Source organism: Streptomyces gobiensis (genome assembly GCF_021216675.1).
Taxonomy (GTDB): Bacteria; Actinomycetota; Actinomycetes; order Streptomycetales; family Streptomycetaceae; genus Streptomyces; species Streptomyces gobiensis.
Window position 1 is genome coordinate 2,453,180 of sequence record NZ_CP086120.1, and the last position, 22,802, is coordinate 2,475,981.

At 67.6% G+C, this 22,802-nt stretch carries 27 protein-coding genes; 10 read left to right on the forward strand and 17 right to left on the reverse strand.

Annotated elements, in window-relative coordinates:
* Window positions 1–84: 84 nt before the first annotated feature.
* Window positions 85–555 (reverse strand): ATP-binding protein, encoded by a 471-nt coding sequence (locus test1122_RS11250; protein ID WP_232269039.1) that lies wholly within the window; start codon window positions 553–555, stop codon window positions 85–87.
* Window positions 556–849: 294 nt separating this feature from the next.
* On the opposite strand from test1122_RS11250, the gene test1122_RS11255 reads away from it, so the two are divergent.
* From test1122_RS11255 to test1122_RS11270, 4 genes are read left to right on the forward strand one after another with little or no spacing between them, the layout of a single operon-like run.
* Window positions 850–1,704 carry a helix-turn-helix domain-containing protein gene (locus test1122_RS11255; protein WP_232271865.1) on the forward strand — a complete coding sequence of 285 codons (855 nt, stop codon included), beginning with the start codon at window positions 850–852 and terminating at the stop codon, window positions 1,702–1,704.
* A gap of 11 nt (window positions 1,705–1,715) precedes the next feature.
* Window positions 1,716–1,919, forward strand: a complete 204-nt coding sequence (locus tag test1122_RS11260) for a DUF397 domain-containing protein (protein ID WP_232269040.1) — start codon at window positions 1,716–1,718, stop codon at window positions 1,917–1,919.
* 11 nt (window positions 1,920–1,930) lie between these two features.
* On the forward strand, window positions 1,931–2,140 hold the full coding sequence (locus test1122_RS11265; RefSeq protein WP_232269041.1) for a DUF397 domain-containing protein: 210 nt from the start codon (window positions 1,931–1,933) through the stop codon (window positions 2,138–2,140).
* 2 nt (window positions 2,141–2,142) lie between these two features.
* Window positions 2,143–2,430 carry a DUF397 domain-containing protein gene (locus test1122_RS11270; protein WP_338423531.1) on the forward strand — a complete coding sequence of 96 codons (288 nt, stop codon included), beginning with the start codon at window positions 2,143–2,145 and terminating at the stop codon, window positions 2,428–2,430.
* Window positions 2,431–2,668: 238 nt separating this feature from the next.
* Here the strand turns inward: test1122_RS11270 and test1122_RS11275 are convergent, their stop codons facing one another.
* From test1122_RS11275 to test1122_RS11285, 3 genes are all read right to left on the reverse strand, one after another.
* Window positions 2,669–3,478, reverse strand: a complete 810-nt coding sequence (locus tag test1122_RS11275; RefSeq protein WP_232269042.1) for an aminoglycoside phosphotransferase — start codon at window positions 3,476–3,478, stop codon at window positions 2,669–2,671.
* 85 nt (window positions 3,479–3,563) lie between these two features.
* Window positions 3,564–4,025, reverse strand: a complete 462-nt coding sequence (locus test1122_RS11280) for a glycine-rich domain-containing protein (RefSeq protein WP_232269043.1) — start codon at window positions 4,023–4,025, stop codon at window positions 3,564–3,566.
* Window positions 4,026–4,172: 147 nt separating this feature from the next.
* Window positions 4,173–4,484 (reverse strand): hypothetical protein, encoded by a 312-nt coding sequence (locus test1122_RS11285; RefSeq protein ID WP_232272085.1) that lies wholly within the window; start codon window positions 4,482–4,484, stop codon window positions 4,173–4,175.
* 335 nt (window positions 4,485–4,819) lie between these two features.
* Here test1122_RS11285 and test1122_RS11290 point away from each other — a divergent pair, with 335 nt between their 5' ends.
* The 3 genes from test1122_RS11290 to test1122_RS11300 are packed head-to-tail and all read left to right on the forward strand — an operon-like array spanning window position 4,820 to window position 6,472.
* A complete protein-coding gene (locus test1122_RS11290; RefSeq protein WP_232271866.1) occupies window positions 4,820–5,080 on the forward strand; it encodes a hypothetical protein in 261 nt (86 codons plus the stop codon).
* Window positions 5,052–5,579: a DUF6879 family protein gene (locus test1122_RS11295; RefSeq protein WP_232269044.1), complete on the forward strand. Its 528-nt coding sequence runs from the start codon at window positions 5,052–5,054 to the stop codon at window positions 5,577–5,579. The genes test1122_RS11290 and test1122_RS11295 overlap by 29 nt, the downstream gene beginning before the upstream one ends.
* Window positions 5,580–5,605: 26 nt before the next feature.
* On the forward strand, window positions 5,606–6,472 hold the full coding sequence (locus test1122_RS11300) for a helix-turn-helix domain-containing protein (RefSeq protein ID WP_232269045.1): 867 nt from the start codon (window positions 5,606–5,608) through the stop codon (window positions 6,470–6,472).
* A 56-nt stretch (window positions 6,473–6,528) separates the two neighbouring features.
* Here test1122_RS11300 and test1122_RS11305 read toward each other — a convergent pair whose 3' ends face one another.
* The 12 genes from test1122_RS11305 to test1122_RS11360 form a co-directional block, all read right to left on the reverse strand.
* Window positions 6,529–7,197: a hypothetical protein gene (locus test1122_RS11305; RefSeq protein ID WP_232269046.1), complete on the reverse strand. Its 669-nt coding sequence runs from the start codon at window positions 7,195–7,197 to the stop codon at window positions 6,529–6,531.
* Between the two features lie 13 nt (window positions 7,198–7,210).
* The gene (locus test1122_RS11310) at window positions 7,211–7,714 is read right to left on the reverse strand and encodes a hypothetical protein (RefSeq protein WP_422396965.1); all 504 of its coding nucleotides are present in this window, start codon (window positions 7,712–7,714) and stop codon (window positions 7,211–7,213) included.
* Entirely contained in the window at window positions 7,687–8,976 is a 1,290-nt protein-coding gene (locus tag test1122_RS11315; protein WP_232269048.1) for an MCE family protein, read from the reverse strand. The genes test1122_RS11310 and test1122_RS11315 overlap by 28 nt, the downstream gene beginning before the upstream one ends.
* Window positions 8,973–10,280: an MCE family protein gene (locus tag test1122_RS11320; protein WP_232269049.1), complete on the reverse strand. Its 1,308-nt coding sequence runs from the start codon at window positions 10,278–10,280 to the stop codon at window positions 8,973–8,975. The genes test1122_RS11315 and test1122_RS11320 overlap by 4 nt, the downstream gene beginning before the upstream one ends.
* Window positions 10,277–11,395: an MCE family protein gene (locus test1122_RS11325; protein WP_422397069.1), complete on the reverse strand. Its 1,119-nt coding sequence runs from the start codon at window positions 11,393–11,395 to the stop codon at window positions 10,277–10,279. The genes test1122_RS11320 and test1122_RS11325 overlap by 4 nt, the downstream gene beginning before the upstream one ends.
* A 68-nt stretch (window positions 11,396–11,463) precedes the next feature.
* Window positions 11,464–12,468, reverse strand: a complete 1,005-nt coding sequence (locus test1122_RS11330; RefSeq protein WP_232269050.1) for an MCE family protein — start codon at window positions 12,466–12,468, stop codon at window positions 11,464–11,466.
* On the reverse strand, window positions 12,465–13,502 hold the full coding sequence (locus test1122_RS11335) for an MCE family protein (RefSeq protein WP_232269051.1): 1,038 nt from the start codon (window positions 13,500–13,502) through the stop codon (window positions 12,465–12,467). The genes test1122_RS11330 and test1122_RS11335 overlap by 4 nt, the downstream gene beginning before the upstream one ends.
* Entirely contained in the window at window positions 13,499–14,761 is a 1,263-nt protein-coding gene (locus tag test1122_RS11340) for an MCE family protein (RefSeq protein ID WP_232269052.1), read from the reverse strand. Before test1122_RS11340 ends, test1122_RS11335 begins: the two co-directional genes overlap by 4 nt.
* A gap of 3 nt (window positions 14,762–14,764) precedes the next feature.
* Window positions 14,765–15,613, reverse strand: coding sequence for an MlaE family ABC transporter permease (locus test1122_RS11345; protein ID WP_232269053.1), 849 nt, complete (start codon window positions 15,611–15,613; stop codon window positions 14,765–14,767).
* A gap of 2 nt (window positions 15,614–15,615) precedes the next feature.
* A complete protein-coding gene (locus test1122_RS11350; RefSeq protein WP_232269054.1) occupies window positions 15,616–16,386 on the reverse strand; it encodes an MlaE family ABC transporter permease in 771 nt (256 codons plus the stop codon).
* On the reverse strand, window positions 16,383–17,339 hold the full coding sequence (locus test1122_RS11355; RefSeq protein WP_232269055.1) for an ABC transporter ATP-binding protein: 957 nt from the start codon (window positions 17,337–17,339) through the stop codon (window positions 16,383–16,385). Before test1122_RS11355 ends, test1122_RS11350 begins: the two co-directional genes overlap by 4 nt.
* 88 nt (window positions 17,340–17,427) lie before the next feature.
* Window positions 17,428–18,537: a sigma-70 family RNA polymerase sigma factor gene (locus test1122_RS11360; RefSeq protein WP_232269056.1), complete on the reverse strand. Its 1,110-nt coding sequence runs from the start codon at window positions 18,535–18,537 to the stop codon at window positions 17,428–17,430.
* Window positions 18,538–18,710: 173 nt separating this feature from the next.
* Between test1122_RS11360 and test1122_RS11365 the strand changes: the two genes are divergently transcribed.
* From test1122_RS11365 to test1122_RS11375, 3 genes are all read left to right on the forward strand, one after another.
* Window positions 18,711–19,739: a rod shape-determining protein gene (locus test1122_RS11365; protein WP_232269057.1), complete on the forward strand. Its 1,029-nt coding sequence runs from the start codon at window positions 18,711–18,713 to the stop codon at window positions 19,737–19,739.
* Between the two features lie 112 nt (window positions 19,740–19,851).
* A complete protein-coding gene (locus test1122_RS11370; protein ID WP_232269058.1) occupies window positions 19,852–20,412 on the forward strand; it encodes a hypothetical protein in 561 nt (186 codons plus the stop codon).
* A 115-nt stretch (window positions 20,413–20,527) separates the two neighbouring features.
* Entirely contained in the window at window positions 20,528–21,580 is a 1,053-nt protein-coding gene (locus test1122_RS11375; RefSeq protein ID WP_232269059.1) for a fatty acid desaturase family protein, read from the forward strand.
* Between the two features lie 453 nt (window positions 21,581–22,033).
* On the opposite strand, the gene test1122_RS11380 is transcribed toward test1122_RS11375, so the two are convergent.
* Window positions 22,034–22,717: a TetR/AcrR family transcriptional regulator gene (locus test1122_RS11380; protein WP_232269060.1), complete on the reverse strand. Its 684-nt coding sequence runs from the start codon at window positions 22,715–22,717 to the stop codon at window positions 22,034–22,036.
* Window positions 22,718–22,802 lie beyond the last annotated feature (85 nt).

Consider the following 22,802-nt stretch of genomic DNA (forward strand, 5'->3'; position numbering starts at 1 on the left):
CGACGGGTGTCCTGGGCGTAGCGTGGCGTGGACGGACGAGTGCACCCACCGCGAGCGCGGCGAGCGACCGTCGTCGCGCGGGGCTCACACCGAGCCTCTCACCCCATAAGCGGGGTGGCGGTCGAAGCGGCACCAGATGCCTTTGCCTTCGGTGCCGCCGAGGCCGAGTGGAGCGCCGAGGGTGGCGCCCCACTCGGTGGCCAGCGCGTCGAGCAGCGGCAGGCCGCGCCCGGTTTCGCAGGCCTCGCTCACTGGGCGGGTGCGTGGGAGGGCGGTGTTGCCGTCGTAGACGGTCAGCCGTACCTCCGCCCAGCTGACGGCCAGCCACAACAGCGAGCCGACACCGGCCGCGTGCACCACGGCGTTGGTCACCAGCTCCGAGGTGCACAGCATGACGGCGTCGGCGAGGTCGTCCAGATGGTGCGAGCGCAGCACAGTGGCGGTGAAGTGGCGTGCGATGCGCGGGGAGGTCTCCAGCGGCGGACAGAAGACGGTGTAGGAGTGCGGTACGGCCGGACCGTTGGGCGGCCAGGCGCCGTTAAGGACATTGCTCATGACAGCGGCCCTTCTGCGGGTGCTCGTAACGGCAACTGCCAAGCGGTGGCAATGCCCCTCCCCATGGGTTGCGGACCGGCCGGTCACGAGAGGTGCGCTTCCGTCTCACAGGCAGCACAAGGCAGTTACGGCAGCAGGCAGCTGCCGCAACCCCGTGTGAGAGGTACACCACACACAGTAGGGGTCAATCTGACTCCGGGGCAAGCTTGAAGCGGGTAGAAGTCACTCAGCCGACCGGGACCGTACGATGCTGTGCGTCACGCGCTGCAAGGACATCAGGAAGGCAAGGACCTTATGCCGCCGAGGAGTACACCAACTACCCGCCAAGAGCGGCTTGGCGTGGAGCTGTACAGAATGCGTGAAGCAGCGGCAATGACGGCCCGCGATGCCGCCAAGCTCCTGGGAGTCGATCCGGCGAAGATCAGCCACATCGAAGCAGGTCGCGTCGGCGTCAGCGAGGAACGGCTCCGCCGTCTCGCCGCCTTCTACTCATGCAGCGACACCGCGCTCATCGACGCGCTCTCCGCCATGACACACGAGCAGCGTGGCCAGGGCTGGTGGGAGGAATACCGGGGGATTCTCCCCGCGCCGTTCCTGGATCTCTCTGAGCTGGAGCACCACGCCAGTTATCTGCAAGCCATCCAAATCACGGACATCCCAGGGCTCTTCCAGACCGAGGACTATGCCCGCGCAATTTTCGGCTGCACGGTTCCCCAGCTTCCACAAGCAGAGCTGGAAGCACGAGTCGCACATCGGATGGAACGTCAGAAGATCCTCCTGCGCGAAGAGCCACCCACATACGAGGCAATCATCCACGAAGCCGTGCTGAGGATGCACTTCGGTGGCCGGAAGGTCGTGCGTGCGCAGCTCGCGCACCTCTTGGAGCAAGGCGACCGGCCAGGCATCACAGTACGTGTAGTCCCGTTCACAACGGAGGAGTACATGGGCGCCAACCGCACGATGCTCTACGCCGGAACAGCTGTCCCCAAGCTCGACACCGTACAGATCGAAACCGCAGTCGGCGTCACCTTCCTTGACGCAGAATCACAGCTCAAGCGATACCGAACCCTGTTTCAAACGGCCGAGATTGCCGCCTTGGGCGTCACGGAGTCACATGACTTCGTCCATGCCATCAGCCGCGAACTGTGAAGGGGAGCAAAATGAACGCACCAGCTTCTTGGCAGAAATCGTCCTTCTCCGGGCCAGAGGGAGACTGTGTAGAGTTGGCCGCGATTAACGGAGAGATCGCACTTCGTGAAAGCGATGAGCCCCACGCCGTACTCAGCACAGACCACGTTCGGCTAAGAGCACTGGTCAGCCATATAAAGGCTGGCCAACTCGATCACATGGCACGGGAGATATGAAGGGGCATATGATGACTGCACCGATCGCATGGCAGAAGTCGTCGTACTCGCAAGAGGGTGGCGACTGTGTCGAACTGGCGGCAGTGGGCTGCGCAATCGCACTTCGTGAGAGCGACGAGCCAACTACAGTCATAGCGGTCAGCCACTCGCGGGCAGCTGCCCTTGTGTCAGGCATAAAGGCCGGAGGCTTCGACTACGTCGACCTGCCTGAGCGGCGGTAGGCGTGACCACACCACCCGCCTGGCAGAAGTCCTCCTTCTCCGGAACGCAGGGCGAATGCGTCGAACTCGCCGCTGCGGACGGTGCGATCAAGATTCGCGAGAGCGATGAGCCCCATACCGTACTGAGCTCAGACGGCGTTCGGCTGAGAGCACTGATCAGCCACGTAAAGGCTGGCCAACTCAATTACCTGCCGGAGGAGACCGTGAACGCCACAACGATGACCACACCGCCTCTCCAAGGTGGCCAGGACGGTCGGCCCTGGATGTGGACGGCCTCCGCGTCGGTCTAGGTCAGATCGAAGTCCTTGGTGGTCTACCGACCGAGTGGTCACCGCGTCGGTACAGCTCAACGTTCTCGGCCTTGAACTCCGGTGTGAACGGCGGCGAGGGCCAGCGGCGGGCGTTGACGAGCGACCGATCGATACCGCCCTACGCGTGCGTACGCGGGGAACGGCCCTTCTCTCGGGATCGAACCCCAAAAGCCACCCCTACGCGCACGCGAGCGCGGCGTCGGCCAGGCTCAGGCGCTCATGTTCGAGCGGCACGAGAGGCACGGTAGGCGGCCCAGTCCCGTGCGGCGGTGGTCAGTGCGGCCCTGTGGGGTAGGGGGTCGGCTCGTTCCCGGTCGGCCCACACCGCGTGGACGACCTCGGCGAACGTGGTCACGGCGTCCGGAGCGGCGTCGCAGTACGCGGGGACCTGTCGGCCGAGCGCCTCGGCCTCGTCCGGGGTGTGCCCGGCATGGACAAGCCGTAGCACGGTGAACGCGGTGTCGGCCCATGCCGGCGCGGGCGCAGCCAACGCCCAGTCGACCATGCGCAGCCCGTCGGGCGTGATCAGCATGTTCAGGGCGGAGATGTCCGTATGGGCCAGCGTTCGGCCCTCAAGGGCAGACCGCCGGTCACCGGGCAGGAAGGCACCCCATCGCTTGCCGAGAGGCTTCTTATTGACTGACTCGGGCCAGGACACGGCCGACATAGTGACGAGCGCGCCGAGCAACTGCTCAATGTCCGGCGATCTGGGCGACAGGTCAGGGTGGCGGCCGTCCGCGTACTCGTAGCCGCACAGCAGCCAGCCGCCCGCTTCGACGTGCCACAGCGGCCGAGGCGCCAGGGGCGCGCGATGTGCGACCTCGGCCTCGCGCCGGTACATCCAGGCCACGGCATCGTCCAGCCACGTGCCCTTGACGAAGAACCGCCCGGCCTCGGTGTACAGGGCACAAGCGAGATGGGACATGACCCCGGCGCTGGCAGTATCGGCGGCCTTCACCGTTCCCGTATGTGCCTCAACGGCTTGCCGGGCAGCCCCGGGGAGCACCTCCCACGCTGTGCGTTCCACGTGTGCGCCCTCCTCGACGGATACATGGGCCGGTCCCCGGCTCGGCCACAGCGTGGCACAAACCGGGGACCGGCGTAGCGAAGCCTCAGGCGTTCACCGGACTGTTGTGACAGTTCGCGTGGCACTGCGAGCAGTCGGCGGTCTCCAGTTCCGGCCAGAACTCAAGGTCGACCAGGAACCCGGCCGCGCCGATGGCGTCGACGGTGCGTGCGCGTAGCGCCTTTCCGCCGCCGTGCTTCTCCTTGTCGAGGAAGCCGGGCTGATGGTGGACGAACGTCCCGAACGTGCGCTCGCAGAAGTCCTGATACGCCTTGGTGTGCAGCAGGAAGGCGTGCCAGAAGTCATCTACCAGCGGGGACGGGCTGAGCGGCTCGGCGGTACAGGCGCTGGCTGCCACGAAGGCGAGCATCTGCCCCACGCCGCGCTCGGCTCGCTCCTTGGTCAACTTCGGGAAATTTTCACGCATGTTGGCCACGAGCGTTGCCCGAAGCCCTGCGCTGATCAGCGTCCGCGCGTCGGTCGCGGAGCGCTCCTGCACGATGGTCACGATCCTTGCCTCCTTGGTCGGTGGTGCATCGGACGTGGATGGCCGGGCGCAACGCGCATGGCGATCCCTTCTCGAGCGGGTCCAGTCGTGCACGTGCCGGCCTGTCCTCTGCCGGGCTTGCCAGGTCGCAGGCAGAGGACAGGACTCCTAAGAGCTGTCGCCGTCGGCCCCTACCGCGTTCCGCGCGGCCCGCCACGACGCGTACAGCGCACGCCCCCTCGGACACGCCCGGCCATCCACGCAGTGGCACCGCGCACAGCCCTGCGCGTGGACCAGCCACCCCAGCCACCGCTCCTCCTCCAGCCACCGCCCCAGCCCCCGCGCCGTCACCGTTCCGCCCTCCGCCGCTGCCAGGACCTCAAGGTCGTCCGGACACGGCGGGATACGTGGCGCACAGGCGGAGCAGGCATAGACCGACCGGCCAGGGCCGGACGCGGCGTGCACGATCCGCACCAGCACCGGCACCTCCGTGAAACGCTCACAACGGCAACAGAGGGCAGTCACCGGACAGCCTCTCCGGGCGGGCTGGCAGCGTCGGCTTGCGCACGGTGGGAAATCCGCAGAGACGGGCACCCGCTCAAGGTCTCCGGCATGCGTCCGCTGGCGCGGGGCGTACCTGGCTTGGTCTCCATGCTCAGGACGCTAAGGACGGCATACGCTCGCTGGCCACATTTGTACACGGATGTACACGAGACCCCTCTCGCAGGGTGGATGGCTGCTTCGCACCCTTGACGCATCGCCATGTGGGCGCGACGGTCGTGTACGTCCATGCACAGCTCAGCGTGGAGGCAGCCATGGCCTTACTGTTCATCGGCATTGACCCCAACACCGGCGACGGAGAGAGCCCCACTGTGTGGGTCGACACAGAAGCGAAGGAGTTTCTTTTCCAGGGGTGGAAGCCAAGTGCGGAGCGCGAGGCACAATGCGCAGCGACCGAGGTCCCCGGGCATGCGGTGGGCATCCCCGAAGGTGAAGCGGTGATCCGGATCCCGGCCCGCATGGTGCATCAGATCAGGGAGGCGTGCGATGCCCTCGAACGTGCCGACGTTCGCTGAACTGCTGCGCGGCTCCGAGTTCTCGGCCGTGCACCTGGAGATGCGTGATGTGTACGCGGTCGACAACGAGAAGGAATCGTTCGCCGCGTGGAAGGCCGGGTTCCGTCACGATCCAGCCGACCGGGACTCGTGGTGGCGTCCGTGGCTGGACCTCATCTCGGAGACCGTCGCCCGTGGCGTCGTCGTACGTCGCGCTCGCATCGTTTCCGAGCCGGTCACCGACTACATCCAGTATGAGCACTCCGGTACGTTCACCAACGTCGCGGCTGGGGAGCAGGTGCGCTGGCTGCCGCGTCGACGTGCCTCGGACATCGCCCTGCCGGGCAACGACTTCTGGCTGTTCGACGACCGGCTGATCCGGTGGAACCACTTCACCGGTGACGGCGCCTCGGGCGGCGGAGAGCTGAGCGAAGACCCCGCTGCGGTCAAGCTGTGCGCATCCGCCTTCGAGACCGTATGGGAACGAGCCATACCGCACGAGGACTACCAGATCCGCTGAGACGAAAGACCCCGTCAGGCCAGCTCATGCCTATCTCCTCGTCGTCCGCTGCCCAGGCTGCGCGGGAATGCGTGGCGAGACGTTTGCGGGAACTCCGCCAGGACGCCGGACTCACCGGCACTGAGCTGGCCGCACGGTGTGGCGGTTGGTCCCACGCGAAGGTGTCGCGCATCGAGAACGCCCGTACACCACCCTCATCGACCGACATCCGCCTGTGGTGCCGCGCTTGCGACGCGACCGAGCAGGCCGCGGACATCATCGCGGCATCGCACAACGCCGAGTCCCTGTACGTCGAATGGCGCCGTCGGCAGCGCACCGGTCTTCGCCAACTCCAGGAGTCGTACATCCAGCTGTTCCGCTCCACGCGGCTGTTCCGGGTGTACTCGGGCACGCTGGTGCCCGGGCTGCTGCAAACCGAGGGCTACGCGACCGCCCTGCTGTCCGCCATCACGAGCTTTCGGGAGATCCCCGACGACGTGAGTGACGCTGTCGCTGCCCGCCTCGAGCGCTCCCGGATCCTCCACGAAACCGGTCACCGATTCCTGTTCCTCCTTGAAGAGGAAGCCCTGCGGCATCAGGTCGGAGACTCCGAAGCGATGGCCGCACAGCTGGGGCATCTGCTGTCAGCGGGAGCGCTGCCCTCCGTGGCGATGGGCATCATCCCGTTCGCAGCAGCGGCCCGCAGCGCCTGGCCCCTGGAGACCTTCCACATTTACGACGACACCCTCGTATCCATCGAGTTGCTGTCGGCACGGGTGACCGTCACTCAGCCCCATGAGATCGCCCTGTACCTGAAGGCGTTCGACCAGCTACGCGGGCTGGCGGTATACGGCGCCGAGGCACGGGCGCTCATCGTCAACGCCATCGAGGCACTCCCGGGACATGACGAGTAGCCCTGTCCAGGACCGGAAACGTCCGAACCTCGCCGGAGGGGTGGCAGAACGACCCCCTACAGGGCGTCGACCGCGCTGATCTTCCAGCCGGCGTCCGTGCGGGTCAGGGTCATGCGGACGCGGTTGAGGTCCAGGCGGTCGCCCTTGACCTGGGTGCTGTTGGTGACCTGGTTCATGAAGAGCAGGACGACGACCTTGTCGGGGGCGGCCGAGACCACTGAGGCGGAGGGTTCCTTGCCGGATGGCGGGGTGGCGACCGATGCCTTGACCACGCCTTCGTACTTTTTGGCGGTCGGGGCGACCACGGTCTTGGTCGTCTTCTTGTACTCGTCGAGGAACGAGCCGGTGAGGTGCTTGCGGGCTGCCGCGAAGTCCTTGTCCAGGTGACGGTGGTCGTAGGAGAAGATCTCCGGTGCAGCCTTGCGGGCGGTGGTCAGGGCCTGAGAGCGGGCCTGGTCGGTCTGCTCGGCCTCCCAGTACTTCCAGCCGAGCACGGCGGCCGCGGTCAGGCTCAGGATGACGAGGACCGCGAGGCCGATGAGGGGCAGGCGGGGGCGGGTGGTGAGGCGGCGGCGGAGGCCGCTGGGCTCGCGGGTGGTTTCCGGTTCCGGGGCGGAGGCGGGGGCGGGCTTGGCTGCTGGGGCCTCGCCGGTCTCCTCCGTACGGACCCGCTCGGCCCGTTTGGCGGCGGCGCGGGCGGCTGCGCGGACGGTTGTTCTGGCCATGGTTCTGCCCCTTTCAGCCGACGAACTCGACGTTGGACGTCAGCCAGCGGCCGTCCTTGAGTACGAGATCGAGTTGCAACCGGTAGTTACGGGCCTCGCCCTCCGGCACGGCCACATTCGCCACCTTGCTGTCGGCGACGACCAGCACCCGGGCGGAGTCCTTGTCGGCCCGTACGATGCCCGCCTCCAGCACCTGGCCCTCGGAGACCGATTTGTTGTCGGCGACCAGCTTGGTCAGCTCCTCGGTCTGTGCCGTGAACTGCTCCTTGAACTCACCCGTGGCCGACTTCAGTACGTTCTTGCTGTCCTTGTCGTAGGTGCGGTGGTTCAGCGAGGTGAAGTTCACCGTCATCTGCCGCGCGGCGGCCACGATGTCCTGGCGGCGCTTTTCCTCCTGATGCTGCTGGTATGTCTGGAAAGAGAGCCAGCCGATCAGGGTCACCAGGACCAGGGATGCCGCCGCGAGGGACACGGTGGTCTTCCGTGCCGTTATGCCATGGGTCCAACGAGCAGCCATCGCCATGAGTCCTTTCCGAACGTGCTCTGTTCCCCGCCTGTCGAGCCAATCTGAATGGGCCTGCCTCCCGGTCCGTACGCGTTTCCGGTTTCCGGGTCGTAGGGAGCAACATACGTTGCCTGACCGGCCTGGCCAGCCTGGCCCCTGCCGGAGCTCTCCCCCCGGGGGGCGTTCTGGGCGCCGCGGACCGAGGTGCCGCTGCCGCGTGGCTCCGCGCACCGGGCGTTCGTGTTGGCCGGGCGGTCGCTGGTGTCCGAGGGGTCACGCCACTTCGTACCGCCGTAGCCCCGCTCGCAGGCGTGCGGCTCGGCCTGGCCGGCGACCAGTCCGAAGTGGGTGGTGCCGTCGCCCGGAAGCACCGTGTAGCTGCCGCTGACCGTGAGGGGGAGGGTGACCATGAACTGCTCGACACCGGGCAGCCGGGCCACGGTGACCTGGCCGCCGCTGATCAGATTGTTGACCAGTACGGGGATGGTCTTCTCGTTCGCCTTGACCAGGGAGTTCAGCTGGTACGAGGCCGAGGAGCCGCCCTTCATCAGCTTGCGGAAGTCCTTGTCGCTGGCCTTCAGCTGATCCGTGAGGAGTCCCAGATCGCGGGAGAAGGACTTGATCGCCGAGCCCTTGTCGATCTGGGTCTTCAGGACCTGCTCGGAGTCCTCGATCAGCGAGATGGTCTGGGGCAGCGACTCGGTGGCGGAGCCCACGAGCTTGTTGCCGGAGTCCACCATCTTGCTGAGATGCGGGCCGGTACCGGCGAAGGCCTTGCCCAGCTCATCGACGGTGACCCGGAGATCATCCTGGTCCACGGAGTTGGCCAGCCGGTCCAGGCTGCGGATCATTTCCGTGGTGGGCAGCGGCACCCGGGTGTCCTTGAGGCCGATGGTGCTGCCGTCCTTGAGTACCGGGCCGCCCCGGGTCCTGGGCTGCAGGTCCACATACTGCTCCCCCACCGCCGAGCGGTGCGCCACCACGGCGAGCGAATCCGTGGGGATGCCGGGGCCGTCTTCGAGCCGTAGCTCCACCGAGACCCCGCCGCTCTTCGTCAGCCGCAGCTCTCCTACGCGGCCCACGGGGACCCCTCGGTAGGTGACCTCCGCGCCCTCGAAAATACCGCCGGAGTCGGCGAACTCGGCCCGTACGGAGTAGTCACGGCCCAGCACGGCGTCGGCGAGGCCGGCGTATTCCGAGGCGACATAGGTGACCCCGACGGCGGTCACGGTGGCGAAGGCCATCAGCTGGACTTTGACCATACGAGTGATCAACGGAACAACCCCCTTGTCATCAGGTCGGCGAGCGACATGGAGACGCCGGAGGGATAGCTGGCGTTGGCGCCATCGCCGTACAGCGCGTAAGTCCCCGTGCACACCGGGGGACAGACCAGATCGGGTGAGTCCGGTCCCGAATCACCGGGCGAGTCCGAGGGCGGGGAGGGGGTGACCAGGGGCATGTCCGGGGTACTGGGGGCGGACGGGGCGCCCGGGAGGTCGGGGAGACCGGGGTCGGGGATGTCCGGGTTCTTGGGCTTCTTGGGGGTTTTTGGCGTCTTCGGGGACTTCTCGTCGTCGGTCATATTGCCGTAGACGCTCTCAAGGTCGAGGTCGGCCGTGGCCTTCAGATTGACGAAGTCGCCCTTGATGGCGTCGGTGACACCGCGCGGGAACGGGTAGGTGGTGAGCAGCTCCAGCGCGTTCGGCAGATCGCTGCCCGCCTTGTTCAGCTGGGTGAGGATCGGCTGGAGATGCTTGAGGTTGGCGACGAGATCCGCCCGGGAGGCGTTGATCACCTTGCTGCCGGTGGTGCCGAGCTTCGATATCGAGGTCAGCATCTTGGTGAGATTGCGGCGCTGGTCCGCCAGCACCTTCAGACCGTCCGGGATGGTGTCGACGGCGTCGGCGATGGTTTTCTTCTCCTTCGCCAGTGTCTTGGAGAGCTTGTCCAGACCCTCGATCGCGCGGACGATCTCATGGCGCTGTTTGTCGAGGCCGCCCAGGAAGGTGTTCAGCTCCTTGAGGAGTGACTTGATCCGGTCCTCGCGGCCTTCCATGGTGTTGTTCAGCTCTTTGGTGATCGTCTTGAGCTGGGCCACGCCACCGCCGTTGAGCAGGGCGGAGAGGGCGGAGAGGACTTCCTCGATCTCCGCGTTCCGGCTGCTGCGGGAGAGCGGGATACGGGAGCCGTCCGTGAGCCTGCCCTTGGGCTTCGCCTCCGGGGGCGCGGAGAGCGCGACGTACTTCTCGCCGAGGATGCTGGTTTGGCGCAGCTCGGCGACGGCGTTCTGAGGCAGCTTCACCGAGTCGGAAATGCGCAGCCGCGCGCGGGCGTGCCAGCCGGCCAGCTCGATCTTCTCCACGGTGCCCACGGTGACGTTGTTGACCTTCACCGTGGACTGGGGCACCAGGTCAAGTACGTCCTGGAACTCCACGGTGACGCGGTAGGCGTCGCCGTCCGCGGCGGCGCCGCCGGGCAGCGGGATGTCGTGGAGGCCGTTGAAGCCGCAGCCGGTGAGCAGCAGGGTGCCGGTGGCCAGCCACAGGGCGGCGCGGTAGTGACGGCGGGATGGCTTCATGGCTTTGCCTCCAGGAGTCCGCCCAGGGTTTTGTCGGTGCCGGGCTCTGGCGGTTTCGGCAGGGAGTTGAAGAGGGGCTCCAGCTCCTTGCAGTCGGCGTTCTTGTCGGCCGTCCTGAGCAGCGAGCAGACCAGGGCGGCTGGGTCCGGGTCCTGGTGGTTGTCGCGGGTGTCGAGGGTGCCGGAAGAGGGGTTGTAGGCGTTCTGCAGGTTGGAGAGACCGGCGGGTGCGACGTCCATCAGCTCTTCGAGTGCGGAGCGCTGTTCCACCAGGACCTTGGTGACCTTGCTGAGGCCCTTGACGTCCTTGGTCAGGGCGTTCTTGTTCTCCTTGACGAAGACGGCGACATCGGTCAGTGCGGCGGAGAGGTGCTTGATGGCCTTCCCCAGGTCCTTGCGCTCTCCGGCGAGCTGCTTGGAGACCTTGGCGAGGCTGTCGTTGAAGCGGCGGACGCTGTCGTCGTCGGCGGCCAGTGCCGCCGTGAACTTCTGGAGGTTTCCCACGGTGCCGAAGAGGTCCTGGCGGCCGTCCGAGAGGGTGGTGACGGCCTGCGAGAGGTCCTTGACCGTGCGGTGCAGCTGCTCGCCCTGGCCGTCCAGGTTGTCGGCGCTGACCCCCAGCAGCCTGGAGAAGGAGCCGTCCTTGTTGGCGCCGTCGGGGCCCAGTGCTTCCGCTGTCGTATGGAGGCTGTCGTAGACGCGTTCCAGCTCGACGGGGACCGCGGTGCGCTCCTCGGGGATGACCGCGCCGTCGCTCAGCGCCGGGCCCTCGCGGTAGACCGGCAGGAGCTGGACGTAGCGGTCGCTGACCACCGAGGAGTTGATGATCGCGGCCTGGGCGTCGGCGGGGATCTTACGGTCGGCCGGGAGCTCCAGCTCCACCCTGACCCGCTTGCCCTGTGGGGTGATCCTCTTGACCTCACCGACCCGGACGCCAAGGACCCGCACATCGGACCCGGGGTAGATACCGACGGTACGCGGGAAGTACGCGGTGACCTTGGTGGTGTCCTGCCGGGGCCAGAAGGCCACGGCGAGGCCGACGATGAGCGCCAGCACGAGGGCGATCACCACGGGGCGGGTGGAGCGGCGGGTCAGCAGGTTCCGCGTCCGGTCCATACGGGCCGTACGGAACATACCGGTTATGCGAGCCATGCCAGCCATACGGGCTATACCGTCCTTGCGGCTCATCGGGCGCCTCCCGGGGGGACCTGTACGGAGGGGCCGCCGCCTGGCTCCACCCCTACGGCGACGAGGTTCTGTACATAGGAGTCGAACCAGGGGCCGTTGCCGAGGGTGTTGGTGAAGACCCGGGCGTAGGGCGCGAGGAGCTTGACGCTGCGGTTCAGGCTCTCCTGGTTGCGTTCCAGCATCCTCACCACCTGGCCCAGGCGCTTGAGCGCCGGGCCGAGCTGTTCCCGGTTGTCCTTGACCAGACCGGTGAGCTGGACGCTGAGCGCGACCGAATTCCTGAGCAGTGCGCTGATGGCCTTACGGCGGTTGTGGATCTCCTTGAACAGCTTGTCGCCGTCCTTCATCATCTTGGTGAGCTCATCAGAGCGGTCGGCGAGGACACCGGTGACGCTGTTGGTGTTCTTCAGCAGCTCGCGCAGCTCCGCATCGCGGGAGGCCACGGTCCGGGAGAGCTTGGAGAGCCCGTTGATCGACTCCCTGACCTCCTTCGGCGAGTCCTTGAAGGTGTCGGAGATGGTGTCCAGCGCCGTGGCCAGCTGTTCGGTGTCGATCTCCTCGGTGGTGGTGGTCAGATCGCTGAACGCCTCCACCACGTCATAGGCCGAGACCGTACGGGAGAGCGGGATCTCGCTGCCCGGCTCAAGCTGTCCCGGGCCCTTGGGCACCAGGGAGAGGTACTTGGCGCCCAGGATCGTCTTGACCCGGATGGCGGCGCCGGTACGGGTGCCGAACTCCGGGCCGCCCTTGATCCGGAAGTCCACCTTGACGTGGTCGCCGTCCAGGTCGACGTCATCGACCTTGCCGACCTTGACCCCGGCGATACGGACCTCGTCACCCGGCTTGAGGCCGCCCGCTTCGGAGAAGGCCGCGCTGTACTTCTTGCCGCTGCCGATCAGCGGAAGGTCGTCGATACGGAAAGCGGCGATGGTCAGCAGCGCGATCACGGTGAGGCCGATCACCCCGATGGTGACCGGGTTGCGCTCGCGGAAGGGGGTCACGATGCGCACCTCCCCTGGTTGACATGGAGCTTGGGGCTGATCACCTCTGCGGTGTTCGGCAGCACGACCCGGCCGTCGAAGTCACAGAGGTAGAAGTTGAACCAGGACCCGTAGGACGCGGTGCCGGTCAGTTTGTTGAGCTTGTTCGGCAGTCGCTTGATCACGCCTTCTACGGTCTTCTCGTTGTCGTTGAGCGTCTTGGAGAGCTTGGAGAGCTCGGAGATGTCCTTCTTCAGGGCCGGCCGGGTCTGGTCCAGCAGCCCGGTGGTGGCCGCCGCCAGCTTGTTCATACCGGTGAGCGAGGAACCGATCGCCTTGCGGTCGGCGGACAGCCCGGAGATGACCCGTTGCAGCTGCTTGATCAGGTCGGAGAAGCGGCCGCTGCGCTTGTCGACCGTCTTGAGCACCGTATTGAGGTTGGTGATCACCGAGCCGATGAGCTCATCGCGGTTGGCGAGGGTCGTGGTGAGCGAGGCGGTGCGGGCCAGCAGGCTGTTCACCGTGCCGCCCTCGCCCTGCAGGGTCTTGATGATCTCGGTGGCCAGCTGGTTCACATCCTTGGGGCTCAGCGCGGCGAACAGCGGCTTGAAGCCACCCAGCAGCGCGTTCAGATCCAGGGCGGCCTGGGTCCGGGAGAGCGGGATTGTGGCGCCGGGCTTGAGCTCGGTGCCGTCCCCGGCGCCCTCGGTCAGCGCGATATAGCGCTGGCCGACCAGGCTGCGGTAGCGGATGTGGGCGGCGGTGCTGGTGAGCAGTGGCCGGTTACGGTCGACGCTGAACTCGACCTCCGCCTTGGTGCGGTCCTTGATCCGGATGGCCTTGACCTCGCCGACCCGAACTCCGGCCACCCGGATGTCATCGCCCTCCTCCAGGCTGGTGACATCGCTGAACACCGCCCGGTAGGTGTCCTTGGGGGCAAAGGAGATATTGACGATGGTGGCCGCCAGCACCGCGGTCACCGCGATGGTCACCACGGCGAAGAGCAGAAACTTGACCAGGGGCCCGGTGATGGACCGCGCGTTCATCTGGCTCATGCGACGCTCACCTCCGTGCCCCGGGCCATCGGACCGAAGAGCAGGGTGGCGGCCGCGGGCACCTCGTCGGCGGATACGCCCATGACGGGGGCCACCAGGGGGCCGATGAGCCGCTGCTCCGCCTCGGTGGCGGAGACGGTGTCCGCGCCGCCGGACCCGAGGGGTGCGGTCTTACGTTCCTTGGTGCCGTCGTTCAGCTTGTGGTACCCGGCAGGGGTCGGCGGGTGCGGCAGGCCCGCGCAGTTGGGGCCGGAGCGTTCGGCGTAGCGCGGCTCCTCGCCGGGCTCATAGCCGGGCCTGGCACGGACGAATTCAAGGGTGATACGCATCTTCCCGCCCCGGAAGGCCCGTTCGGACCGCTTGTTCTGCTCGACCAGACCGGCCAGCAGACAGGGGTACTGCGGTGAGTAGCGGTCGAAGAGGGCGAGGGTGGGCCGGGAGACCCGGCCGATCCTGATGAACCGGTCGCCGTTGCTGTCCAGGAACTTCTCGCCGGTGTTGGCGGCGGTGGCGGTCCTGGTGAGGAAGGCGGCCAGGGTGTCCTGCTTTTCGACCAGCGTCCTGCTGTTGGTGATGGTGTTCTTCAGGGTGCGCAGCAGATCGGGTGCGGCGTCATCGTATATCTCGGTCACATCAGCGAATTGGGAGATATTCTTCTGAATGGTTGGCATATGGGGGTTGAGCTGGCGCAGATACTTGTCGACCTTGACGAGGTTGTCGCCGATCTCATCGCCCCGGCCCTCCAGCGCGGTGGCGAAGGCGGTGAGGGTGGCGTTGAGCTTGCCGGGCTGGACGGCGCGCAGCAGCGGCAGCAGATCGTCCATCAGCTGCTGCAGCTCGATGCCCACGGTGGTGCGGTCCTGGGTGATGGTGTCCCCGGCGCGGATGGGCCTGCCCGTGGAGTTCTCCGGGACGACCAGGTCGACGTACTTCTCGCCGAACAGCGTCTTGGGCAGCAGCCGGGCATGTACATCGGCGGGGATGAGCGCGGTGTGCTCGGGCTTGAGCGCGAGGTCCAGGGTCGCCTTCGCCCCGTCCGCCCGTACCTCCCTGACCTCACCGACGAGCAGTCCGCGCAGCTTGACGTCGGCGCGCTCGTTCAGCTGGTTGCCGAGGGAGTCGGCTTGCAGGGTGATCCGTACGACGGAGGTGAACACCTGCTGGTAGACGGCGACGGTCAGGGACAGCAGCAGTGCGAGCACAATGAGGAAAACGATTCCGTAGAGCCGCAGGCGCGTGGTGGGTGCTGGACTGAGCATCGGCTACCCCGCTATTCGTACGGTCGTGCTGGCGCCCCAGATGGCCAGGCTGAGGAAGAAGTCGAGGATATTGATGGCGACGATCGAGGTACGCACCCCTCGGCCGACCGCGACACCGACACCGGCCGGGCCGCCCTTGGCGTAGTAGCCGTAGTAGCAGTGCACCAGGATGATCACGATGGCGAAGACGATCACTTTGCCGAAGGACCACAGCACATCGATCGGTGGCAGATATTGCTGGAAGTAGTGGTCATAGGTACCGGCCGACTGTCCGTAGTAGCCGGTGGTGATGGTGCGGGCGGCGAAGTAGGAGGAGAGGAGCCCGACGACATAGAGCGGGATGATCGCGATAAATCCGGCGATCATCCGGGTGGTGGCCAGGAACGGCAGCGAGGGGACGGCCATCACCTCCAGGGCGTCGACCTCCTCGTTGATCCGCATCGCGCCCAGCTGGGCGGTGAATCCTGCGCCTACGGTGGCGGACAGCGCGAGCCCGGCCACCAGTGGGGCGATCTCCCTGGTGTTGAAGTAGGCGGAGAGGAAGGCCACGAAGTTGGAGGTGCCGAGCTGGTTGAGCGCGGTGTATCCCTGAAGGCCGACCTCGGTACCGGTGAAGAAGGAGAGAAAGGCGATGACGCCGACGGTGCCGCCGACCACCGCCAGCGCGCCACGGCCGAAGCTCACCTCGGCCAGCAGCCGCAGCACCTCCTTCTTGTAACGGCGGAGTGTACGTCCGGTCCAGGCGAGCGAGCGCCCGTAGAAGACCAGCTGGGTGCCCAGCTCCTCAAGGGATCTCAGCGGGCGCTGGATGAGGCGGCGGCTCGCCTGTTTCGGCCTGTCCGGCAGGGCCATCGCTATCCCCTCTGCGGAATGATCTGGAAGTACACGGCGGTCAGCACAAAGTTGGTCACGAAGAGCAACATGAAGGTGATGACCACCGACTGGTTCACGGCGTCTCCGACGCCTTTGGGTCCTCCCTTTGCGGTCAGCCCCTTGTACGAGGCGACAATCGCGGCGATGGCACCGAAGATGAGTGCTTTGATCTCGCCCGCCCAGAGATCGGGCAGCTGGGCGAGGGTGGTGAAGGAAGCCAGATAGGCACCGGGAGTGCCGTCCTGCATGATCACGTTGAAGAAGTAGCCGCCGGACACCCCGACCACCGAGACCAGCCCGTTGAGCAGGGCGGCGACCACCATCGTGGCCAGCACCCGGGGCACCACCAGCCGGTGGATGGGATCGATGCCCAGCACCTGCATGGCGTCGATTTCCTCGCGGATCTTGCGGGAGCCAAGGTCCGCGCAGATCGCGGTGCCCGCGGCCCCGGCGATCAGCAGCGCGGTCACAATCGGCGCGGCCTCACGCAGTACGGCCAGCACCGAGGCGGCCCCGGCGAAGGACTCCGCGCCCAGCTGCCGCGTCAGGCTGCCGATCTGCAGCGCGATGACAGCGCCGAAGGGGATAGCGACCAGCGCCGTGGGCAGGATGGTCACGCTGGCGATGAACCAGGCCTGCTGGATGAACTCCCGGATCTGGAAGGGCCGCCGGGGCAGGGTGCGCAGCACATCCAGGGCCATGGCGAACAGGCTGCCCGAGTGGCGGGCCGCTGCCTTGGGGGAAAGGCTCATGAGCCGGTCCCCTTCGACGCCTCGAACGCCCGCTCCAGCTCGGCGATCCGCTCCCAGCGCGGCGAGCGGGGGACGCCGGCGCTGGGCAGCAGCCGGGGCACATCGCCGATGCCCGCCCCCTTACCGCCCTGCGGACCTCTGCGGTCGCCGTTCTCCAGCTGAGCGAGCTCCTCCTCCACCTGGGCGGCGTCCTTCTCCTCGGCCATGCCGATCGGCCCCTGCATACGGCCGCCCAGGAACTGCCCCACGACGGGTTCCTCGCTGTGCAGCAGGAGCGCCCGGGGGCCGAACATCACCAGCTCACGGCGGAAGAGCAGCCCGATGTTGTCCGGTACCTGGCGGGCGGAGGCGATGTCATGGGTGACGATGAGGAAGGTGGCGTCGGTCTGCGCGTTGAGATCGACGATGAGCTGGTTGAGATACGCCACCCGCACCGGGTCCAGGCCCGAGTCGGGCTCATCGAAGAGGATGATCTCCGGGTCGAGGACCAGCGCCCGGGCCAGTCCGGCCCTTTTGCGCATACCGCCGGATATCTCCCCGGGCAGCTTCTCCTCGGCGCCGATCAGGCCGACCATATCCATCTTTTCCAGGACGACCTTCTTGACCTCGCTCTCCGTCTTACGGGTGTGCTCCCGCAGTGGGAAGGCGATGTTGTCGTAGAGGTTCATCGAGCCGAAGAGGGCACCGTCCTGGAAAAGGACACCGAACAATTTCCGCACTTCGTACAGATCGTGCTCGCGGAGCTTGGTGATGTCCTTGCCCTCGATGGTGATCGAGCCCCGCTCCGGCTTGAGCAGCCCTACGAGCGACTTGAGGAATACCGATTTGCCGGTGCCCGAGGGGCCAAGCATGACCGAGATTTCCCCGGCTGGCAGAGTCAGCGAGACGTCCTGCCAGATGACCTGCTGGCCAAAGGACTTCGTAAGCCCTTTGACAGAGATCTCAACACCCATCCGGTACACCCTTCAGCCGTGGAGCAGGTCCGTCAGCTGCTCTACGGGGAGGGGCGGGGCGTCCGTCGCCGTGGGGCGGAATTTTTTTCTAGGGGATGTCGGGAAGGTTGCCGGAAGGGTTTACGGGCAGGTCAGTGGGTGCATCCATGGAGGGACGCGGGCTACCCGAAGACGGCGCCGAGGAGGACGGCAACGGAAGTGGCACATCCGGAGATTCCGACACATCAGGGATTTCCCCGGCTTCGGGAAGACCGGGGAGGCTCGGAGTATCGGGGAGGCTCGGAGCATCGGGGAGGTGAGTATTAGGCAAGTGAGTATTGGGGAGATCAGGGACGCTGGGGATATCCGGCATATTCGGTACATCGGGAACGTCCGTCAGGGCGGGCACCTCCGGCACCTCCACCTCGGGGAGCTCCAGATCCAGCAGGGACATCCCGGAGCGCGACGGGCTCGGCGAGGGACCGCTCTCCCGCGCCGCCGGGGGCCACGGCGAGGGATTACGGCCGGACCCGGTCCGGCCGAAGTCACCCGGGGACGGTGTATCGGCGTGGGAGGTGGCGGGCTGCCGCGGTTTGCCGCTGTCCGGGGGCGGGCTGCTGCTGGGCAGCGCCAGGCCCAGTACGGCCAGCGTCGCCACGGTGGAGACCGCACCCATGGCCTGAACGCCGCTGCCACCGGTCCGTGGTCGGCGGCCGATCAGCCACAGCGTGAGGGCGAGTGTCCCGGCGAGCGAGTTACGCAGGGTCCGGCGCGCACGGGCGAGCAGTGACTCCACCGTGCGGTAGTTCAGGCCCATCTTCCGGGCGACCTGTCCGACGTCCAGGTCCTCCGCCTTGAGCCACAGCGCCTCCGCCTGGCGTACGGGCAGGTCGCAGCTGCGGCGGGCCAGCCAGCTGGCCTCCGCGCGGTCGCACACCGCTTCCTCGACCGGCACCACGACCGTATGCGCGCTGCGGCTGCCCACGGCGGCGTCCCGGTTGAGCTGCCGGTGCCGGTCGACGCACAGCCGGATGGTCACGGTCGTCAGCCAGCCGCCCAGCCGTTCATCGTCCAGATGCGGGCGTTCCGAGGCCCGCACCATCGCCTCATGCACCGCGTCCTCGGCATCGTCCATGCTGACAGAACGCCGCCGGGCCACCTTCAGCAGCTGCTCACGGTGGCTCCATATGCGAAGCCACCGCTCCGTTTCCTTCGTCATCAGGGCCCCTTCGTGCACCGGGGGCATGACCCTACCGTCCAGTAGGCATCATGTGGAGGGGTCTGCATGACCGGAATCCGCCCGTCCGGACCAGCTCAGCGGGCGGACCGGTGGCGGGCGCCGCACGATGAGGGAGAACTCGCCCACCACCTTCCGCGGGGAGAAGAACCGCTGTGACCCTCAGCCATGAGCAACTGCGCCGCTGCACGCTAGCCGTCGATATGGGGACAACCCGGACCCGTATCTATGTGAAGCAGTCCGGGCTCGTCGTCGATGAGCCGTCTGCCGTCGCTGTGAATACCCGGAGCGGGGGGCTGATGGCCGTGGGCCAGCCCGCCGCGCGGATGGCCGGACGCACCCCGGCCCATATCAAGCTCGTGCACCCCGTCTCGCAGGGGACGGTGGTGGACATCCAGATGGCACAGCGGATGCTGCGCGCCATGGCCGGCGAAAAGCTCCACCGGGCCTGGCGGCGCAAGCCGCTGCTGCGGGGAGCGGTGTGTGTGCCGCATGACGCCGATCCGCTGGCTCGGCGGGCGGCCGAGGAAACGCTGAAGGGGCTTGGGGTCCGGCGGGTGGAGCTGGTCGACACGTTGATCGCCGCGGGAATCGGCTGCGGCCTGCCGGTCGGGCAGCCCGAAGCGACGATGATCGCGGTGTGCGGGACCGGGGTCACCCAGGTCGCGGTGCTGTCACTGGGCGAGATCGTGGCCGCCGCGACGGTGCCGGTCGGCGGGGAGACGATCGACCAGGCGGTGCTGCAGCATCTCCGGAACCAGCATGAGCTGATGCTGCCCGGCCAAGCGGTACGGGAGCTGCATCTGGAGGTGGCCGCCGCCGGCCCCATGTCGCCGGTCACCGAGGTGCACGGCCGGGATGTGGCCACCGGGCGGTCCCGTACGGCCAAGGTCGACCCGCGGGAGGTGCAGGCCATCATGCAGAGCCTGCTGGCGGGTCTGGTCGACGCGATCCGCGACGTACTGCACCGCTGCCCGCCCGAGCTGGTGGCCGACCTGGCCGACCGCGGGATCATGCTGGCGGGCGGCAGCGCGCTGCTGCCCGGACTGGACGAACGGCTGCGGCGGGCGACAGCGATGCCGGTACGTATCGCGGAGAACCCGGCGGTGGGAGCCGTCAACGGCCTGGCGGCGATGCTCAAGGGCAAGGTCCAGCCACTGGTCCTGGACCCGCTGGCGCGGTGAGGCGGGTACAGCGGTAGGGCGGTAACCGCTCGTGGAAGATCTCCGGTCGGTTCCCCGTCATTGACAGCAGCGCGAAAACAGTGGACAAATGGTGAGCAAGGGCCTTCGGTCCATGCAAGGAAAGGCTGGCATTCGCGATCTCCTTGAGCAGCTGCGCACCATCGAAACCCGGCAGAACAGACTCCGTGAGGAGCACGCGGCGGTAATCCGCGAGATCGTGGCGAGAGCCGGCGGGGTCAGTCAGGCCGCCGCCCTGCTGGGCCTGGACCCCAAGACCGTACGGGCCCGCGAACGCGCCGCCGGTGTGGTCATGGTCGTCTACCGCGGCATACACACGGCGAAGGTCGCCCCCGACGGGCGGCCCCACGGCGAGACCGGCCGGGGCGAGGACAGCCCGGCCCAGCGGGACGCCGACCGCATGTGGTTCACCATTGGCAAGGACAAGCGCCCGCTGCTGCGTGGCGTTGTTTACGTGGTCGACGGGCGGGTCGTACGCGTCCGTGAGGTCGAGGACGGCCCGTGGCAGGAGGACGCCGCGGGCAAGGTCGCCCTCCCCCTCAGCCCGCCGCTCACCCCTGCAGCCCTGGCCGACCGCTTCGCCACCCTCCCCCTGTCCATTGGCGCCCCCAGGCCCATGGTGCGGGGCAGAATCCGCGAGTACATCGCGCTGTGAGACCGGGCCACGCGGCCCGTCCCCACCGCGAGGCGCGGTGCGGCCAGGACACCCCCCAGACACCGGGACACCGCCCGGACCATCCCCCCACCTGCAACAGAGAGGACTCCTCCCGATGACGACGCACACCGCGGTCCGCCCCCCACCACCGCCCACGTCCGGCAGTGACTTCGCCCGGCTGTCGAAGAAGATCGCCGACGCCGGTCTGATGGGCCGCCGCCCCGGCTACTACACGGCCCGTATCACGGCGGTGGCCGCGCTCTACGCCGGCGGCTGGACCGCCTTCGTGCTCGTCGGCGCCAGCTGGTGGACGCTGGCGGTCGCCGCCTTCCTCGCCCTGGTCTTCGGCCAGGTCGCCCTGGTCGCGCATGACGTCGCCCACCGCCAGGTGTTCCGGCGGCGGAAAGCCAGCGAGATATCCGGGCGGATCGCCGGGAACGCCGGCATCGGAATGGGCTACGGATGGTGGCAGGACAAACACACCCGCCACCACGCCAACCCCAACCACGAAGAACTCGACCCCGACCTCAATCCCGATGTGCTGGTCTGGTCCCAGAAGCAGGCCCGCGCCGCCAAGGGGCTGCCCCGCCTGATCGGCCGTACGCAGGCGTTCACGTTCTTCCCGCTGCTCACGCTGGAAGGCTTCAACCTGCATGTGGCGGGGGTAAGGGCGCTGGCCAACCGCTCGCTCAAGAACCGCACGCTGGAAGGCACGCTGCTGATCGCGCACTTCGCGGTCTATCTGGCCGCGCTCTTCCTGGTGCTGCCGCCCGGTATGGCGATCGCCTTTCTCGCCGTTCACCAGTGCCTTTTCGGCGTCTACCTCGGCTCCATCTTCGCCCCCAACCACAAGGGCATGCCGACTCTGACCGGCAAGGACCGCCCGGACTTCCTGCGGCGTCAGGTGCTCACCTCACGCAACGTGAGCGGCGGCTGGCTCACCGATCTCGCGCTGGGCGGGCTGAACCACCAGATCGAGCACCATCTGTTCCCCAGCATGCCCAGCCCCCACCTGCGCAAGGCCAAGGCCATCGTCCGGCACTACTGCGAGGAACTGGGCGTGGACTACGTGGAGACCGGACTGATCACCTCCTACCGGCAGGCCCTCACCAGCCTCCACCGCGCCGGCGCCCCACTCCGGCAGGCCCGCGTCCCCGTCCAGGGCTAGCGGCACCGGCGGTCCCTCGCCGACCGGCTGCCGGCCCCGCCCGGCGGCACCGGTCCCCTCCGGGTGGGGCCCGTCGCTCAGGCCGTGGCCGGGTGGCCTTTCCCCAAACGCCGCCCCTTCCCGGCTGTGCCGATATGCGGCTCCGCCGCGTGGCGGGGGCTTCGCCCGGCTGCTGCGGGGTGCCGTGGGTGGGTTTCCCCGTATCCGCCCCTTCCCGGAAACCGGGGCTCCGCCCCGGGGCCCCGGGGGTGGCCGGTGCGGGCCGGTGGCCGGGTGTTGTGCCCACCAAGCGTCGCGAGCTCCATTGCGGGGTTGGCCGGAGCGTCGTGGCTGGTGTGGATGGGTGGTTGCGTAGCAGGGCGGGCCCACGCCCCTCGCGGGGCTGCGAGTGCCCACAACACTCGGGGGTCCGGGGGCGGAGCCTCCAGTTTTCGGGAAGGGGCGGGGTTGGGGCTAGGCGCTCGCGCCCTCGTCCGGGCGCAGGGCGTCGAGGATGAGGGTGAGGCCGAAGGTGAACTCGTCGGCGTAGTCGTAGCCGGGCTTGAGGGCATGTTCGGTGACGAGCTCGGTGAGGTGGGGGTAGGCGTCGGCGGGCATCTCGCGCAGGATGGCGCCCGCGACCTCGTCCAGCTCCGCCGAGCCGCTGAACGGCAGGCTCAGCTCCTGGATCACGAAGCCGTACAGGTAGCTGTCGATCAGCGAGAAGGCGTGCGCGGCCATCGGGACGGAGAACCCTCCGGCGCGCAACGCGCCGATGACGGCGTCGTGGTGGCGCAGGGTCGCGGGGCCGGGCCGAGTGCGGGAGTCCATCAGGGCGACTGCCCACGGATGGCGCCGGAGCACGGCGCGGGCGGAGGCCGCGCGGTGGCGCATGGCGCTCTTCCAGTCCGTGTCGCGCGGCGGCAGGTCGATCTCGCCGAACACCGCGTCCACCATGCCGTCGAGGATGTCCTCCCTGCCCGCGACGTGGTGGTAGAGCGACATCGCCTCGACGCCCAGCGGTTCCGCGATGGCCCGCATGGTGAGCGCGGCCGAGCCCTTCTCGTCCGCCACCGCCATCGCGGCTCGGATCACGCGCTCGCGACTGAGCGGGGTGCGCGCCGACGCCCTGCGCTGGCCCTTGCCTCCCTCGCGCATCCGCCCCTCCTTTCGCTCCTCTTGACTGCCTTACAGCATAAGGCTAGCGTACCTTACAACATAAGATCAGCATTCCGGCGAAAGG